Source organism: Marinobacter sp. DUT-3 (assembly GCF_050379435.1).
GTDB lineage: Bacteria > Pseudomonadota > Gammaproteobacteria > Pseudomonadales > Oleiphilaceae > Marinobacter.
In genome coordinates this window covers 61,562-79,244 of the sequence record NZ_JBNRMG010000005.1, presented here as the reverse complement: position 1 = coordinate 79,244, position 17,683 = coordinate 61,562, and the positions used below count along the sequence as shown (strand labels likewise).

Here is a 17,683-nt window from a genome sequence, read left to right as displayed (position 1 = left end):
GTTATCCTGCTCCCTTTAACTTTGGGAAGCAGGATCTATGGACTGGCAGGGCTGGTTTGCGTTGAGCCTGGCGGGCGTGGCGCTGGTGCTCATGAGTGTAGGACGGTTCGGCCCCCATCTGGTGATGATGGGAGTGCTCGTCGTGCTGAGTGCCAGTGGCGTGGTGACAGCCGACCAGGCTCTGGCAGGGTTCAGTAACAGCGGCCTTATTACGGTGGTTGCCATGTTTGTGGTGGCCGCCGGCATTCATCATTCCGGCGGTGTGGACCTGGTGGTCCATTATCTTCTGCGTTCCCCCAAAAGCGTCCGCTCCGCGCAGGCGCGCATCGCATTGCCGGTATCGCTTCTCAGTGGCTTCCTCAACAACACGCCGGTTGTGGCCACGATGATCCCGGCGGTTCACGCCTGGTCCCGCAAGATTGGAATCTCCCCATCCAAGCTGATGATTCCCCTGAGCTATTCGGCGATTCTCGGCGGCACCCTGACACTCATCGGTACCAGCACCAATCTGGTGGTGAACGGCCAGTACCAGCAGCTGACCGGGGAAGAGGGCTTTTCGATTTTCTCCATCACCGCCGTCGGCCTGCCGGTCGCGGCGATCGGTGTGGCGGTGATGCTCCTGGTATTGCCCCGCGTGTTGCCGGATCGCAAGGACCAGCAGAAGTTTGGTTCCATGCGGGAGTTTACCCTGGAGGTGGCGGTGGCCTTCGACGGGCCCCTGGTGGGCAAGAGTGTCGGCGAGGCGGGCCTGCGGGAGCTGGAGCGGTTGTACCTGGTCGAAATCGAGCGTGATGGCAGCGTGGTGACCGCCGTGCCGTCCGAGGAGCGGCTTCAGGGCGGGGACCGGCTGGTGTTTGCCGGGGATACCCAGGCGATTTCAGACCTGTTGCGAATTAACGGTATTGTGCCCTCGGTACACGATGATGAGCCGAGCCTGAGCAAGGACCGGGCAGAGCGTCGTCTGGTGGAAGCGGCGCTGTCACCGCAGTCCGAGGTGCTGGGCCTGACCATCCGCGACGCCCGCTTCCGTGATCGTTACGGTGCGGTGGTACTGGCGGTTGCCCGGGGCGGTGAGCGGGTATCGGGGAACCTGGGCAACATCCGCCTGAAACCCGGAGACGTGCTGTTGCTTGAAGCCCGTCCGGCCTTTGTGACCCGGCAGCGCTACAACAAGGACTTCCTGCTGATCAATGACCTGGAAACCGAGACCCCGAGACATGACCGGGCCTGGCTGTCCTGGGGCATCCTGCTGGTGCTGGTCGGATCTGCGGCCTTTGGCGTATTGAGTATGTTGAATGCCGCCTTGATGGGCGCCGCCCTGATGATTCTCAGCGGTTGCTGTTCTGTTGGCCAGGCCCAGAAAGCGGTGGACGTTCCGGTGGTGCTGACCATTGCGGCAGCCTTCGCCCTGGGTGCGGCCCTGGAACAGACCGGGGCGGCCGGGTATATGGCGGAGGGGATCCTCGGGCTGAGCAATGGCCATCCCTTGCTGACCATCTTCCTGGTGTATTTCACCGTGTCGGTGCTGACCGAGGTTATTACCAATAATGCGGCAGCAGTTCTGGTGATTCCGGTGGTCCTGTCGATGACCGGCGTACTTGGCGTTCCCGCAGAACCGTTTGTGATTGCTGTGATGATGGCGGCGTCGGCCAGTTTTGCCACGCCCCTGGGGTATCAGACCAACATGATGGTGTTTGGCCCCGGTGGTTACCGTTTTATGGACTTCGTGAAAGTTGGGCTGCCGATGAATGTATTCATCGGCCTGCTGACCGTAGCGGTCATCGGCCTGGTATACGGCATCAGCCCGATTGGCTGATGCCGCGGGTTGAATTGGCGATCAGGTCGCAGCACAGTACCCTCAATTCCCCCCGGTAGTAATAGCCCAGAGACAGCGTGACGCACATATAGGCACCCGTGATGCAGAGATAGGGGGTGGTTGCCTGGAGGTTCTCCGGTTGCGCCAGAGCCTGTCGCAAATACTGCTGGCGATACCAGTCTGCACTGGTGGTGCTTTCCAGCGGACGGAACCGCGGATCCAGGCTGCGTGCCGTGGTTTCGGATATCAGGGTGTCCTCGATCTGGACGCCCTTGTCATCCACCAGGTAGCACCGGGAAACGGCCGGGTGTTCAAGCAGTCGCAGGCAGGCTTGTTGCATTCCTGTACCCTTGTTCAGCCTGGCGATGGCCTCGCGGAAGTCGTCGGAGAAGTAGTGAATCAACTGGTGGGTAGGGTCACTGGTGACCAGGCTCTGGCTTTTGTACTCGCTGAGCAGTCGGTCAATGTCCGCTGCTCTGGTTGAAATCTCCTCCAGCAGAATGCTCGGCCTCCTGAAGTAGTAACCCTGCACAAAATCCACGCCGGCATCAATGGCCATCAGAGCCTGATCTCTTGTTTCCACGCCCTCCAGCAGTACCAGGCAGCCGGACTGGTGTAAAAGAGAAACAATACCGTTGAGGATTTGCCGCGCCTTGTCGTCTTCGGTGGCCCGTGTCAGCAGTTTGCGATCCAGTTTCACGATGTCCGGAGACAGGTTCCAGATACGCTCAAAGTTTGAATGACCGGCGCCAAAGTCATCAATGGCGGTGAGGCAACCAAGTTTTTTGTAGTACGCCACCGTTTCCCGGAGCCTGTCGGCATCGTCCGTTGGCTGTTCCACAATTTCAATCACGATGCGGTGCGGGGGCAAGCCGGTTTTTTTCAGTAACTGCCCGAAGAAGGAATCAGCCTGAGTGCCGCTGGTGACCACCTGTGGTGAAACATTCAGGAACAGCCAGTTGAGCTGGTCATGAAAGCCGGTGTAGTTGCGGATATGGAGATATCGGCAGAGCCTGTCGAGTAACAGGTTTTCGGCGTTGGACGTGGGCAGCTGGAACAGGTGTATTGGCAGTACGGCGGCGTTGTCCGTATCAAAGGCCCGGATCAGGGCTTCATAACCCACCACCCGTTTATGGGAAATACTGTAAATAGGCTGCAGTGCGGTTTTCAGGGTCAGTCCCTGATAGTCCGCTGTCCATGAGTCACCTTCCTTGTTGAGCATGGGGGACAGCAAATCTACATCCGGCGCTGCCAGCTTTTCAGGAAGGGATCGCGACATAGGCTGTACTGAATCTATAGACGAATGCATCGGTCGCTGTACATAAGCTGACCGAACTGTAAATACAGATTACAGGTGCCTGGTCACAAACTGAGAGGTTGGCCCTGTGATGACGGGAAGGTTGCCAAAAACACCGTGGTTTTGCCACTGATTAATGGAAAAAACGGAAAATCGGGCCTGATCGGGCGTTTTGTCATTCTGGAAAAAAAGGATCCGGCGGCCATGGGTGGGCCGCCAGGGGATCAGTTATTGCTCGGTACGACTACGCTTTCGTCGAATTCAAGTTCCATGTTCATGCCTCTTGTTCAGTCAGTCACCCGGCGGGTGTGCCAGGGGGGTGGTTAAGTATGTACTGAGTCTATCTTAGTTCAGGTTATCAACAATCCGTAAAACCCGTATCAGACCAAAGGCATAGTTCTGACTGCCCGCTCGCGGTGTCCCGTCTGGCTAATTCGGGGTGGCCGGAAACTTTGAGCCTGGATCTCGGTCAGAAAATCTGACGTTGGCGTACAAAACATTTGGGTTGGCTTTAAAGTGGCTGGTTCTTAGACTGTGTTCAGGAATTTCGATTCATCAGGGAGTGGGGTATATCCAGACCATGCAAGTCCGCAATTCGTCCAGCCAGTTTGGCGTCGTCAGTATTATTGTGCATTGGCTGGTAGCCCTTGCCGTGTTCGGGCTGTTTGGGTTGGGCTATTACATGGTCGGTCTGTCCTACTACGATGAGTGGTATCGCCAGGCGCCGGATATTCACCGGAGTATCGGGATCCTGTTGTTTATCGTTGTCCTGTTCCGGGTCGTCTGGCGGCTCGCTAATCCGGTTCCCCGCCCATTGCCCAGCCATACCCGCTGGGAAGTCATATCTGCCCACCTTGCCCACGGACTGCTCTACATCCTGTTGTTTGTAGCCATGGTGAGCGGTTATCTCATTTCCACCGCCGATGGGTCGTCGATCAGTGTGTTCAACTGGTTTGAAGTGCCTTCCGTGACTGGCCAGATAAAGGGAATGGAAGATGTAGCCGGCGATGTCCACTACTGGAGTACATGGGCCATCGTAGTCCTGGCGGGTGTCCACGCCCTGGCCGCGATCAAGCATCACATTATGGACAAGGACAATACCTTGCGCCGTATGTTGGGGGTTGGCCACTGAGTGCCGCCTCCGGTATGTAAATTATCTTTGGCCTCTATCGGGCTTTTTCACACAGGAGATCACTATGAGAAAAGTATTGCTGGCTTCAGCCGTTTCCATGTCCATGATTGCAGGCGCCCAAGCGTCAGAGCACAGTGGCACATACGCCTTTGACACCAAGGGGAACCACCAGTTCGTAACGTTCAAGATTTCGCACCTTGGCTACAGCTGGCTGTATGGCCGCTTTAACGATTTTGACGGGCAGTTTGTCTTTGATGCCGAGAACCCCGAGAACAGCTCTGTTGAGGTGACCATCGACCCTGCCAGCGTCGATTCCAATCATGCAGAACGTGACAAGCACCTGCGCAGCGAGGATTTCCTCTACGTGGATGAGTATCCGCAGGCTACCTTCAAGAGCAAGCGCGTGGTTTTGGACGATGATGGCAATGAGGCCGATATTATCGGTGACCTGACCCTGCGCGGCGTGACAAAGGAAATTACCCTGGATGCGGAACTGCTGGGCCATGGTGAAGACCCCTGGGGTGGTTATCGCATGGGCTTTGAGGCTGAAACCGAGCTGAAGCTGTCCGATTTCGGTATTCCCATGGATCTTGGCAAAGCGTCTGAAACGGTTGAAATCGAAATTTCGGTGGAAGGTATCCGTCAGTAATCGTGGTATCTGCGTGGGCTGGCGTTGCGTCAGCCCGCGTTCCTCTCTTCCCCGCAGCGGCACAGATGGCGCTGCCTCCAGAACTGGGCAACAAAGATAACCAGCCAGATCAACAGCCCTGCCCACAGATAGGGCTCTGCCATGTGAAGCGTGCCGCTGATGGCAAACTCGACCAGTAACATCAGTGCCAGGGCGAGCACCGCATTGACCATGGCGGTCACCATGGCCTGCCCACAGGCTTTCATATTCGGTTTCATAGTGTTCCGCTTGCTCAAAGGTGAAAACGGTCATCTACTCACTGCAGGCGAGCATACGGCCACCATTACACAGTCTCCATGCGGGAATTCCGCTATTGGAAACCGGCGTTCATACCTTCCCGATCCTGTGGCCGTGGATATATTGCGTTGTGGTTGTTGGTGTATCGCTGCCCGCGTCCATATAATGTGCCCTCAAACTCGAACCGGACAGATCCGGTCAAGGGCAGACGAGTCAGTAGAATTCACAACAGGTAAAAGAGGCATCCATGCCAGAGTTCCAGACAACGGATGAAGGCTTTGAGCGGGTTTCACTGAGGGACTACACGGAAAAGGCCTATCTCGACTATTCCATGTACGTCATTCTTGATCGTGCGCTTCCAAACGTCGGGGACGGGCTCAAACCGGTTCAGCGGCGAATCGTGTACGCCATGTCCGAGCTCGGTCTCAAATCCACCTCCAAGTATAAAAAGTCTGCCCGCACCGTGGGTGATGTGCTGGGTAAATTCCATCCCCACGGCGACAGCGCCTGTTATGAGGCGATGGTATTGATGGCCCAGCCATTCTCCTACCGTTACCCGTTGGTGGATGGTCAGGGCAACTGGGGTTCCCCGGATGACCCCAAGTCCTTCGCCGCCATGCGTTACACCGAATCCCGCCTGGCGCCGTTTGCTGATGTACTGCTGAGTGAGCTGGGGCAGGGCACAGTTGACTGGGTGCCCAATTTCGACGGCACCATGGAAGAACCCTCGGTGCTGCCGGCGCGGCTGCCTCATGTGTTGCTTAACGGCACCACCGGCATTGCGGTGGGTATGGCCACCGACATCCCGCCCCACAACGTCAGGGAAGTGACAGCGGCCTGTATTCGCTTGCTGGATCAGCCCGAGTCCACGGTTGATGACCTGTGTGAACACGTCAAGGGGCCGGATTTCCCGACCGAGGCCGAGATCATTACCCCGAGAAAAGACATCCGCCAGATGTACGAGACCGGTCGCGGTTCCTTGCGGATGCGGGCACGCTGGATCCGCGAAAGCGGTGAGATCGTGGTGACCGATCTGCCACACCATGTGTCCGGGTCGCGGGTGCTGGAACAGATTGCCCAGCAGATGCAGACGAAAAAACTGCCCATGGTGGCGGACCTGCGGGATGAATCGGACCATGAAAACCCGACTCGCCTGGTGATTGTACCGCGCTCCAACCGGGTTGACCTGGAAGGGCTGATGGCCCACCTGTTCGCCAGCACCGACCTGGAAAAAACCTACCGGGTAAACATCAATGTCATTGGCAACGACGGCCGTCCCGCAGTCAAGGGCCTGAAGACCATGCTGACCGAGTGGCTGAGTTTCCGCCGCACCACGGTCACCCGTCGCCTCCAGCATCGCCTTGACAAGGTTCTGGCGCGACTGCACCTCCTTGAAGGCCTGTTGATCGCTTACCTGAACATCGACGAAGTCATTGAAATTATCCGCACCGAAGACAAGCCCAAGGCTGAGCTGATGTCCCGGTTCGGGCTGTCGGCGGAGCAGGCGGAAGCCATCCTCGAACTGAAACTGCGGCATCTGGCCAAGCTCGAGGAAATGAAGATCCGCGGTGAGCAGGACGAGCTGTCCGCGGAACGGGATGAGCTGCAGGCTATCCTGGGATCCGAGGATCGTCTGCGTGAACTGATCAAGGCCGAGTTGCAGGCGGATGCCGAAACCTATGGCGATGACCGGCGGTCGCCCATTGTCGAGCGTGAGGAGGCGAAAGCCTTCAGCGAGGTCGACCTGGTTTCCAACGATCCGGTCACTGTGGTGCTCTCCGAAAAAGGCTGGGTAAGGGCTGCCAAGGGTCACGACATTGAGCCGGAGGGGCTGAACTACAAATCCGGTGACCGGTTTGCCATGGCGGCCAAGGGCCGGCAGAACCAGCAGGCGTTGTTCCTGGACTCTACCGGGCGGGCCTATGCCCTGATGGCCCACAGCCTGCCTTCCGCTCGCGGCCAGGGTGAACCCCTGACCGGGCGCATCAACCCGCCATCCGGAGCGACCTTTTCCGGACTGCTGATGGGCGAGCCAGCCCGCAAAGTCCTGCTGGTCACCGATGGGGGGTACGGATTTGTGACCTCCCTCGAAGACATGATCAGCAAGAACCGCAATGGCAAGGCGGTGGTTACCGTTCCCAAGGGCGCGAAGATTATGCCTCCGGTGGTGGTGCCCGCGACCGACAGGCCGCTGTTCCTGGGGGCGATTTCCAATGAAGGGCGGATGCTGGTCTTCCCGCTGAACGAACTGCCGGAACTCGCCAAGGGCAAGGGTAACAAGATCATCAGTATTCCGTCCGCGAGGGTGCAGAACCGCGAGGAGTACGTCGTTGCGGTGGCGGTGTTTGCGGAGGATGATACTCTCGAGATCCGGGCCGGAAAGCGGAAGATGGGGCTACAGTTCAGCGATCTCGAGCATTACTTCGGTGAGCGCGGCCGTCGTGGCCACAAATTACCGCGGGGTCTGCAGCGTGTGGATTCCATTGAAGTGACGTCGGCCGATGGCAATGGCGTGGAAGAGGAGTTCTCCGACAGTGAGTGAACTGGTCCTGATTAATGTCTCCGGGCGTGACAAGCCTGGTCTCACCTCGGAAATCACCGGGATTATGGGGCAGTATGATGTCCGTATCCTGGATATCGGCCAGGCGGTGATCCACGATCACCTGACGTGGGGGATTCTCATTGAGATTCCCGATGCCTCCAAGTCGTCTCCGGTGATTCGTGATCTGTTGTTTCGCCTGCATGCCCTGGACCTGCAGGTGCGTTTCGCGCCGATCACGGAGGAGGACTACCAGACCTGGGCGGCGGCCAGGAACCGGGCCTGCTACATCGTCACGTTGCTGTCCCGGGATATCAAGGCTGAGCAGATTGCCCGGGTATCGGCCATCACGGCCCGGCATGGTCTGAACATTGACAATATCACCCGCCTGTCGGCACGGCCCTCCCTGAACCCGATCGAGAACCGGATTGCCTGCGTGGAATTCTCCGTGCGGGGAACACCGTCGGACCTGGAGCAGCTGCGGGCAGACTTCCTGCATATTGCCGGCGAAATGAACGTGGATATCGCGTTCCAGGAGGATTCGATTTTCCGCCGAAACCGGCGTCTGGTGGTGTTCGATATGGACTCCACACTGATTGAGGCCGAGGTCATTGACGAGCTTGCCCTTGAGGCCGGCGTCGGCGATCAGGTGGCGGAGATCACAGAGCGCGCGATGCAGGGTGAACTGGACTTCAGTCAGAGTTTTGCCGAGCGCCTGGCGTTGCTCAAGGGACTGGACGAATCAGTGCTTGAGGGCATTGCCAGCCGCCTGCGACTGACCGAGGGGGCAGAGCACCTGATCAGTCGCCTCAAGTCCCTGGGCTATCGCACCGCGATCCTGTCCGGCGGTTTCACCTATTTTGCCCGTCATTTGCAGAGCAAACTGGGTATCGATTATATCCATGCCAATGAGCTGGAAATCGAGAACGGCAAGGTAACCGGTCGTGTGTCCGGTCAGATCGTCGACGGTAAGCGCAAGGCTGAACTGCTGCTGGAGATTGCCGAGCGGGAGCACATTTCCCGTGAGCAGGTGATCGCCGTGGGTGATGGCGCCAACGATCTGCCCATGCTCAGTCAGGCCGGCCTGGGCGTCGCCTTCCGCGCCAAACCCCTGGTCAAGGAGTCGGCCCGGCATTCCATATCCACCCTGGGGCTGGACGCTATCCTCTATCTGATCGGGTACCGGGAAAGCGAAGACCAGTAACGATCCGGCAATGGGTGGGTTTCCACCCATTGCGGATTCCTGCCTGGGTGGTTATCCACCCAGAACTCCCCGAATAAATCCAAAAAAACGAAAAATATCAATGTGATATATAGTTGGCTTGGCGGTTGCTTTGAATGGTTGGCCGGGGTCCTGTTCGACTCCGGAATACTCACAACAACGATCATTTGGAGAGCACGCCATGAGCAATCGTCTGAACCACACCTTCATTGCCCTGACCACCACCGCCCTGATGACCGGGTCCGCACTGGCTCAGGACCGGTCGGACTGGCCGGAAAACTTCACGGTCGGCACCGCCAGTCAGGGCGGCACCTACTTCGCCTATGGGTCAGGCTGGGCGAATTTCATAGCTGAAAACCTGGGAGTGTCCGGGGGCGCCGAGATTACCGGCGGGCCGGTTCAGAACATGGCCCTGGTGCATACCGGCGACCTTGGGTTCGGCCTGGTTACCATGGGGCCGGCCAGCGAGGCCGTCAACGGTAAGAGCCCTCTTATGCCCGGGATGAAGATGGACAACGTCTGTGCCATGTTCCCGATGTACCAGACGCCATTCTCCATTACCGTTCTGGCGGATTCCGATATCACCTCCATTTCCGACATTCCCGACGGTGCCCGCATCGGTTTCGGTCCCGCCGGTTCCACATCGGATTCCTATTTTCCCCGGATGATGGAAACCCTGGGCGTAGACTTTGAACGCCGCAACGGCAGTTGGTCCGATCTGGGCGGGCAACTCCAGGACGGCCTGATCGATGTGGTGGCTTTCGCCGCCGGTATTCCGATTCCTGCCGTCAGCCAGCTGGAAGTGCAATCCTCTATCAATATCATCGAGTTCAATGAACAGGAACTGAAGGCCGTCACCGATGCCTTCCCGGTATCGCCGTTCAGCATTCCTGAAAGCACCTACCAGTCCCTGTCGGACGATTCCCAGGCGGTCTCCATGTGGAACTTTGCGACCGCTAACTGTGAGATGCCGGAAAGCTTTGTGTATGAGATCACCAAGCTGACCATGGAGAACAACGACAAGATGGTGTCCATCCACAAGGCGGCGCGCACCAGCGTCCCGGAAAACCATGTCAACAACACCGTATTGCCCTGGCATCCCGGTGCTGCCCGTTGGTTCACCGAGAACGGCTACTCCATCGAACCTGACATGATCAAGTAATCTCATCCGGGAATCTGCTATGACTACCTCATCACAACAAAGCCAGGCGCCGGTTGCGACTACCGGTGCCGAGGATGAACTGCTTGTCCATGGAGTGGATGACGAAGCGGTGGAGGCGAATCGTCGCCTTTACCGTCGCTGGATGCTCTGGGCGGTGACGCTGTTTGCAATCGTGTACTCGGCGTTTCACCTGTATACCCTGAATATTTCACCTCTGGAAACCTGGTCCTTCCGCATCGTGCATGTGTGTGGCGCGCTGATTCTGGGCTACCTGTTGTTCTCGGGCGCGGCTTTCACTGAAGGCCGCACCCCCGCTGGCCGGCGCTGGACCACCCTGGCGGCGGGTGTGTTACTGGTGCCTGCTATCTACGCCCTGGTGCAGACCGGGCGGATGTATGAAATGGTGCAGGGCGGCGCCATGCGACTGCCTGTGGAGCTTGAGACCTGGCACTTTGGGTGGCCGCTGTTGGCGGCTACCGGTCTGGGGATCCTGGTGAGCTGGTTCCATCGCCGTGACCGGGCCCGGTTCAGCGTTCCGGATCTGGTTCTGGTGATCTGCTGCATTGCGGTCGCCAGCTACCTGCTGGTGGTTTACAACACGTCCATGCGAATGACCACGGGCACATCGTTTGCGCCGCTGGGAATCTCCTTCGCCGCCGTCGCGGGTACCGCCCTGATTATGGAAATGACCCGCCGCGTGGCGGGCCTTGCCCTGGTGGCCATTGCCCTGATCTTTCTCGGTTATGTATTCGCCGGGCCGTATTTGCCGGGCTTCCTGAGCTATCCGGGACTGTCGGTTCAGCGTTTCTTCAGTCAGGTATATACCGATGCCGGTGTGTTGGGGCCAACCACTGCGGTGTCCTCCACCTATATCATCCTGTTCATCATCTTTGCGGCCTTCCTGCAGGCGTCGAAGGTCGGTGACTACTTCGTTAATTTTGCCTTTGCCGCGGCAGGGCGCTCCCGGGGTGGGCCTGCCAAGGTATCCATTTTCGCGTCCGGGCTGATGGGCATGATCAACGGCACCAGCGCCGGCAATGTGGTTTCTACCGGTTCCCTTACCATCCCGTTGATGAAGAAAGTGGGGTATCGCAAGCAGACCGCGGGCGCGGTGGAAGCGGCGGCCTCTACCGGCGGTCAGATCATGCCCCCGATCATGGGTGCTGGTGCCTTCATCATGGCGGAGATCACCGGTATTCCCTACACCGAGATTGCCATTGCGGCCATCATTCCGGCCATCCTGTATTTTGCGTCGGTTTACTTCATGGTGGACCTGGAGGCGGCAAAAACCGGAATGAGGGGCATGCGCTCCGATGAACTGCCATCCCTGAAGCGGCTGGCGCGGCAGGCCTATCTGTTTGCTCCCATCCTGATCCTGATTGTTTCCCTGTTCATGGGTTATTCGGTGATTCGTGCCGGCACCCTGGCCATGGCATCCGCGGTGGTGGTGAGCTGGCTGTCGCCCCATAAGATGGGCATTCGTTCCATCCTCAAGGCGCTGGAGCTGTCGGGCATCATGTCGGTGCAGATCATCGTGGTGTGTGCCTGTGCCGGCGTCATTGTCGGGGTTATCTCACTGACTGGCGTCGGCGCACGTTTCTCATCCCTGTTGCTGGGGGTTGCCGAAACCAGTCAGTTGCTGGCGCTGATCTTCGCCATGGGCATTTCGGTGCTGCTGGGTATGGGCATGCCCACCACGGCCGCCTACGCTGTTGCTGCTTCGGTGGTAGCTCCGGGCCTGGTGAAGCTGGGGATTGATCCGCTTACGGCACACTTCTTCGTGTTCTACTTCGCCGTGGTATCCGCCATTACGCCCCCGGTGGCTCTGGCTTCCTACGCGGCAGCGGGGATCTCCGGGGCCAACGCCATGGGGACATCGGTGGAGTCGTTCCGCATTGGTCTGGCTGCGTTCATCGTACCGTTCATGTTCTTCTACAACGGTGCCCTGTTGATGGATGCCGGTGTGCTGGATATTGCGCGGGCCCTGATGACGGCCCTGGTGGGAGTCTATCTGCTGTCCTGTGCCGTGCAGGGCTGGTTCCTGCGAAATCAGGCGGCGACTGTGGTTCGTCTGTTGCTACTGGTGGCGGCAATGATGATGATCGCCGGCGGGTTGACGACGGACCTTGGCGGTGTGGCTTTTGCCATTGCAGCCTTCCTGCTCCAAAAGAAGCTGGCCAGTCCCGGTCTTGAGGCCCGGGTATGACGGCTGGCAGGTCGCTTGTGGCTCTTGCCGCGAGCGACCTGCATAATGTCAGCCATGATCGAGCAACCGGGTTTACCTGATTGATGACTGCACGATACTGGCTGGCTGGATTGTTCCTGGTCGTTGCCATCCTGTCCTGGCAACTGGGAACCTGGTCTGGTTACCAGTTGCTGGAGCGGGAAAGTCTCAAGGAGGCCTTCCGCTACAGTCAGCTGGTGGACCGGGAGCTGAAGCGCTATCGCCCCATCCCGGGGCTGATGGCTGAACATCCGGCATTGCGGGAAGCCCTGGATAGCCCCGGCGATCCCGGCCGGATCGCCAGCGCCAACCGCCGGATGAAGCGGATGGCGGAGATCGTTGGTAGTTCGGACGTGTATCTGATGGATCGCGACGGCCTCACCATCGCCGCCAGCAACTACGATCGGGCGGACAGCTTCATTGGCCGCAACTTCGATTATCGCCCCTACTTTTACCAGGCGGTTAACAGTGGTGCGGCGGCCCTGTACTTTGCCCTTGGTTCTACCTCCGACGTTCGCGGTCTGTATTTTTCCTACCCAATCCAGTCCAGAACAGGGGAAGTGCTGGGTGTGGTTGCGGCGAAAGTCCCGGTGACCGAGCTGGAGTCCCAATGGCAGCGACCGGCAGCCTTTGCCGATGCGGAAATGGTGGTGTTGGACAGCAGTGGGTTCAGCTTCCTCTCCAGCAGGCCGGAATGGCTCTATCGCAATTTTATGCCCCAGGACCACGTTGGCAAGGCGGATATGGCGAGGGTAAAGAGTCGGTACCCCGGGCAACCGCTGAACCCAATGGCTATCGAGTACCTCGGGTCCCCGTTCGGGGTGTCCGAGCAGTCCCAGCGGGTGCGCATTCGCGATGGTAATGGCTGGCGGGAATACCTTAGTGTCTACACGCCCCTGCCGGAACTGGACTGGGGGCTGGAGGTCATGTTGGGGACGCGTCAGGTACTCTGGAGCCAGTTGCGTTTCCTGGCAATGGGGCTTGTGTTGTATCTGGGCGTCGTGCTGACGTGGCTTTACCTCAAGGAGCGCTACCGAAGGGAGAAGGAACTGGCCCAGCGAGGCATCCAGCTGGAACGGCGCGTCGCGGAACGCACGGCCGACCTTGAGGCATCCAATCAAAAGCTGATCAGGGAGATCCACCAGCGGGAAGAGGCCGAAAAGGAGCTGAGGGAGATCCAGCAGGAGCTGATCCAGGCGGCCAAGCTTGCCGTTCTGGGGCAGATGTCGGCTGGACTGAATCATGAAATGAACCAGCCACTGACGGCGATTCAGTCCTATGCGCGTAACAGCCAGCGGTTCCTGGAGCGCGGCGATACCGAGACCGTCAACGCCAACCTGACGGAAATTCAGACTCTGTGTGGCAAAATGGCGGAGCTCACCCGGCAGTTCAAGGTGTTTGCCCGAAAATCCGAAGGGCGTCCCGCCAGTATTGATCTTAGGCAGGCGGTGGACGCCGCGCTCAAGATTGTCCGGGCACAGGAAACCAGTGATGGGGTCAGTGTGGAGTGGCAGCGTCCCGACTCCCCGGTATTATGTCACGGTGACCTGATTCGCATCGAGCAGGTGATGGTGAACCTGCTGACCAACGCCCTTCATGCAGTGGAAGGCGCGTCCGCCCCGCTCATCCGGATTGATATAGAGGATGGTGGAGGGGATTGGCAATGCCGGGTCCGGGATAACGGACCGGGGCTTCCCGGCAACTCGGAGCAGATTTTTGAACCGTTTTTTACCACCAAATCCATGAAGCAGGGACTGGGGCTGGGGCTGTCCATTTCCCGCCAGATCATGGAGGCCCTGGGCGGTCGCCTGATCGGACAGAACCGGGAGGACGGCCAGGGTGCGGAATTCATCCTGACAGTGGACAAGCGAGAGGCATTGGAATGACCAGGCCAGCAGTGGTGTTTATCGATGACGATCCCGATATCCGGCAGGTGATGGCCCAGACTCTGGCCCTTGCCGACATGACCGTGGCGTGCTTTGCCGATGGGGAATCGGGGCTGGCTGATATCGACACTGACTTTGACGGCGTGGTGCTGTGTGATTACAACATGCCAGACATGGACGGGCTGGCGGTACTTGAGGCGGTCCGCCAACGGGATGAGGCCATCCCGGTGATCATCCTGACCGGGCAGGGGGATATCAGCACGGCGGTCAATGCCATGCAGCAGGGGGCTTATGACTTTATTGAAAAGCCGTTTGACCATGATGAGCTGATTGAACTGCTGCGCCATGCCCAGGAGAAGCGCCAGTTGGCCCTGGAAAACCGCCGCCTGAAAGCCCAGTTGCGACACCTTGCGAGCCCTGGACCAAGACTGCTTGGTGAGTCTGCCGCCATGCGCGGCGTTCTGGCCAGGGTTGAGCCAGTGCTGGCGACCTCCGCCAACCTGTTACTGAAGGGCGAGACCGGGGCCGGCAAGGACGCCATTGCCCGCTTCATCCACGAAAACAGCCCCCGCAGCCAGGAAAAATTCGTCGCCATCAACTGCGGCGCGGTCCCCGAGAATCTTATCGAAAGTGAGCTGTTCGGCCACGAGGCGGGCGCATTCACCGGGGCCGACAAGGCCCGGATCGGCAAGTTCGAGTATGCTCACAAGGGCACCTTGTTCCTGGATGAAGTGGAGAGCATGCCGGTGGCCCTGCAGGTCAAGCTGTTGCGGGTACTGGAGGATCGCAAGGTCGAGCGCCTGGGCAGCAATAAGCCGATGGATGTGGACGTGCGGGTGATCGCCGCCACCAAGGAAGACCTGAAAAAACTGAGCGATGGCGGCGATTTTCGCGCGGATCTGTATTATCGCCTCAATGTGGTCCAGGTGGACATACCGCCACTAAGGGAGCGCAAGGAAGACATTCCCGTGCTGTTTCATCACTTTGCGCTGGTGGCTGCTGCCCGCCATGACCGTGAGAGCATTCCTCTCAGCGCTGCCCAGGCCGCCCGGCTGATGCAGTATGAGTGGCCGGGGAATGTCCGTGAGCTGAGGAATCTGGCTGAACGTTACGTGCTGATGGGACCGGTTGCCCTGGCGGGCAGTGACGAGGGGCTGGCACCCGATGTGGCGGGTCAGCAGAGCCTGGCGGAGATGGTGGATGGATTCGAGCGCTCGGTCATTGCCAGTGCCCTGAACGCCTGTCAGGGCAGCATCAAGGGCACGATGGAGCTACTCGGGATAGCCAGGAAAACCCTCTACGACAAGATGAAGAAACACGGTCTGGACAAGACCGAGTTCAGGGAGTAACCCTCGACGGGGATCAGTGATCCCCGAAGTCATAGTTCATTTCAGGCACCGGCGCCTGCAGGTAGTAGCCCTGGATGTAGTTCACTCCGGCCTGCCAGAGCGTTGCCAGCACCCCGGCATTTTCCACCAGTGGAATAATCGTCAGTTTGCCGGAGCTTTGCAGGCTCTTGACCATTTCCTTGACCTTTTCCTTGGCTTCATCGCTTTTCTGGATTTCCTCGGTGAAGGAGCCGTCAATTTTCACGTAATCCACATTGATGTGCTTCAGTGTATTGAACGGATTGAGGGCGCAGCCGAACTGGCAAATGGAAATCTTGCAGTGCAGTTCATGAATGGCCCTGGAGAATTCCTTGGCCTGTTTCATGTAATTGTTGGCGTCCCCTTCGCGAATCTGGAAAATCAGCGAGTCGCCCGGCAGCCTGGCGGCCTTGAGGGCAACGCTCAGCCAGGAGGTGAAGGTCTTGTCTTCCAGGGTTTCCGCCGTGATGTTCAGGAACAGACGGGTATCATGACCCCGGGAGCGATGACTGGCCAGTTGCTTGATGGTCTGCAGGATGACCCATCGGTCAATCTTGATGGACATGTCGGTAGGGCCGACCGGTGGCAGGAAACCATACGGGGAGACTTCCTCGCCGTCCTTGTCCAGCATCCGTACAAAGGCTTCGTAGTGTTCTTCGCCATCACCCCGGAGGTTGATGATGGGCTGGAACAGCAGACGGAAGCGGTTTTCGTCCAGGGCTTTCTGGATGGCTTCCGCCGAGTTGTTGTCATCAAGGGCCTCGTAATCAGCCGGGTTGTATACCAATACACCGTTGCCGTGGGCGTGGCCCTCCTTTTTCCTGAGCTCGGCAGAGGCCGTGTGGGCCCGGCCAAGAACGTCCGGCGCTTTCGGCGAATTCTCGGTGATCGCTGCCACGCCAATGCTGAGCGTCAGCTGGACGGTGCGGCCGTTGATGTCGAACAGGTGGTCTTCGATGGTTTTGCACAGTGCTTCACATTGGTTTGCCAGTGCTTTTTCATCGCCGGGTTGACACAGGAAACAGAAGGCATCGTCGCTCATACGGGCCAGAGTTGCCTTCTCGGGAGCGTGTTCGCGGAGCATGTTGGCAAGGTCGCCCAGTAGCAGGTCAGCGCCCGCAATACCAACCTGGCTCTTCAGGCTCATGAAATTATCCAGGGCAATGTAGGCCAGGGCGCCGGTTTCGTTGTTCTTGCCGGCGTTGGCAACCGCCTGACCGAGTGCGTCCATCAGGTATTGCCGGTTATAGAGTCCGGTCAGCAGATCCTGGCTGCTGATCTGACGCAGTTTCTCCTCAAGCTCAGCGTCACTGTGTTCTGGCTGCAATACGATCTGGGTGCAGGCTTCGCCATCGTATGTGGCGGCTGACACCGACATGACCACGTTGAGCTCGTTGTCATCGCTGCGACGGGCGACGCAGGTCATGGTCATGCCATCTTTACCGCTCTCGGCGAAAGATTTCATGAATTCCTTGTACCGGTCCTGGCTTTCGGGGGTCAGGGTGTCGAGCACGGGGATGCAGATCAGCTCGTCGATGTCGTCGTAGCCGAGAAATTCCATATAGGACTGGTTGGCGTAGATGTGCATGCCATCGTTGATATAGGCGATGGCATCCTTTGAGCTCTCCAGCAATAACTGGCACCGCTGTTCGGCTTCCCGCAGATGTGACTCCAGGACGCGACGGCGTCTACGATCATCCAGGGCTGCCAGTTCCCGGTTCACCACGAGAACCAGTTGATCGGTATACTGAAACGGTACAGTGTCCTGAGCGCCCGCACGCATGACTGATACGGTCCGGTCCCGGTCATACTCGCCGCTTAACAGGATAAACGGAATATCCTTGTCCATACGACGAATCATCGCCAGTGCGTCGTCAGCGCCGAATTCCTGTTCGATATCCCGGGCCAGTAACAGGTCCCAGTTGCCATTTTTAAGGGCTTCTTCGAGGTCTTCCTCGGAGGTGATGCGGTGAGCCCTGGTGGCTTTTCCGGAGTTCCTCAGCAGGCTGACCAGAGATTCAGCATCGTTCTGTGAGGGATCAAGAATCAGAAGGTGTACGGTGGCGTTCTTTTTCTGCATTCGTCAGACGTCTCGTGATACGCATGGGCATTG

Annotated in this window: 12 protein-coding genes; 9 read left to right on the top strand and 3 right to left on the bottom strand. The window is 58.5% G+C overall.

Annotated features, from left to right (window positions below; genetic code table 11):
- Nucleotides 1-37 precede the first annotated feature (37 nt).
- Nucleotides 38-1,816 (top strand): SLC13 family permease, encoded by a 1,779-nt coding sequence (locus ACQUWM_RS10815; protein WP_406999206.1) that lies wholly within the window; start codon nt 38-40, stop codon nt 1,814-1,816.
- On the opposite strand, the gene ACQUWM_RS10810 is transcribed toward ACQUWM_RS10815, so the two are convergent.
- Nucleotides 1,800-3,095 (bottom strand): EAL domain-containing protein, encoded by a 1,296-nt coding sequence (locus tag ACQUWM_RS10810; protein WP_428922157.1) that lies wholly within the window; start codon nt 3,093-3,095, stop codon nt 1,800-1,802. The genes ACQUWM_RS10815 and ACQUWM_RS10810 overlap by 17 nt on opposite strands.
- Nucleotides 3,096-3,693: 598 nt before the next feature.
- On the opposite strand from ACQUWM_RS10810, the gene ACQUWM_RS10805 reads away from it, so the two are divergent.
- Nucleotides 3,694-4,245: a cytochrome b gene (locus ACQUWM_RS10805; RefSeq protein WP_428922156.1), complete on the top strand. Its 552-nt coding sequence runs from the start codon at nt 3,694-3,696 to the stop codon at nt 4,243-4,245.
- 64 nt (nt 4,246-4,309) lie between these two features.
- On the top strand, nt 4,310-4,894 hold the full coding sequence (locus ACQUWM_RS10800) for a YceI family protein (protein ID WP_428922155.1): 585 nt from the start codon (nt 4,310-4,312) through the stop codon (nt 4,892-4,894).
- Nucleotides 4,895-4,923: 29 nt separating this feature from the next.
- Here ACQUWM_RS10800 and ACQUWM_RS10795 read toward each other — a convergent pair whose 3' ends face one another.
- Complete coding sequence (locus ACQUWM_RS10795; protein WP_406988815.1) at nt 4,924-5,151, bottom strand: hypothetical protein; 228 nt, start codon at nt 5,149-5,151, stop codon at nt 4,924-4,926.
- A gap of 266 nt (nt 5,152-5,417) precedes the next feature.
- Here ACQUWM_RS10795 and parC point away from each other — a divergent pair, with 266 nt between their 5' ends.
- The 6 genes from parC (at nt 5,418) to ACQUWM_RS10765 (ending at nt 15,552) form a co-directional block, all read left to right on the top strand.
- The gene (gene parC, locus ACQUWM_RS10790; protein WP_428922154.1) at nt 5,418-7,712 is read left to right on the top strand and encodes a DNA topoisomerase IV subunit A; all 2,295 of its coding nucleotides are present in this window, start codon (nt 5,418-5,420) and stop codon (nt 7,710-7,712) included.
- Nucleotides 7,705-8,913 carry a phosphoserine phosphatase SerB gene (serB, locus tag ACQUWM_RS10785; RefSeq protein ID WP_428922153.1) on the top strand — a complete coding sequence of 403 codons (1,209 nt, stop codon included), beginning with the start codon at nt 7,705-7,707 and terminating at the stop codon, nt 8,911-8,913. The genes parC and serB overlap by 8 nt, the downstream gene beginning before the upstream one ends.
- A 199-nt stretch (nt 8,914-9,112) precedes the next feature.
- Nucleotides 9,113-10,093 (top strand): TAXI family TRAP transporter solute-binding subunit, encoded by a 981-nt coding sequence (locus ACQUWM_RS10780; protein WP_428922152.1) that lies wholly within the window; start codon nt 9,113-9,115, stop codon nt 10,091-10,093.
- 19 nt (nt 10,094-10,112) lie between these two features.
- A complete protein-coding gene (locus ACQUWM_RS10775) occupies nt 10,113-12,299 on the top strand; it encodes a TRAP transporter permease (RefSeq protein ID WP_428922151.1) in 2,187 nt (728 codons plus the stop codon).
- Nucleotides 12,300-12,382: 83 nt separating this feature from the next.
- A complete protein-coding gene (locus ACQUWM_RS10770; protein WP_428922150.1) occupies nt 12,383-14,203 on the top strand; it encodes a sensor histidine kinase in 1,821 nt (606 codons plus the stop codon).
- Nucleotides 14,200-15,552 carry a sigma-54-dependent transcriptional regulator gene (locus ACQUWM_RS10765; protein ID WP_428922149.1) on the top strand — a complete coding sequence of 451 codons (1,353 nt, stop codon included), beginning with the start codon at nt 14,200-14,202 and terminating at the stop codon, nt 15,550-15,552. Before ACQUWM_RS10770 ends, ACQUWM_RS10765 begins: the two co-directional genes overlap by 4 nt.
- Before the next feature lie 13 nt (nt 15,553-15,565).
- Here the strand turns inward: ACQUWM_RS10765 and ACQUWM_RS10760 are convergent, their stop codons facing one another.
- Complete coding sequence (locus ACQUWM_RS10760; RefSeq protein WP_428922148.1) at nt 15,566-17,650, bottom strand: EAL domain-containing protein; 2,085 nt, start codon at nt 17,648-17,650, stop codon at nt 15,566-15,568.
- Nucleotides 17,651-17,683: the final 33 nt, after the last annotated feature.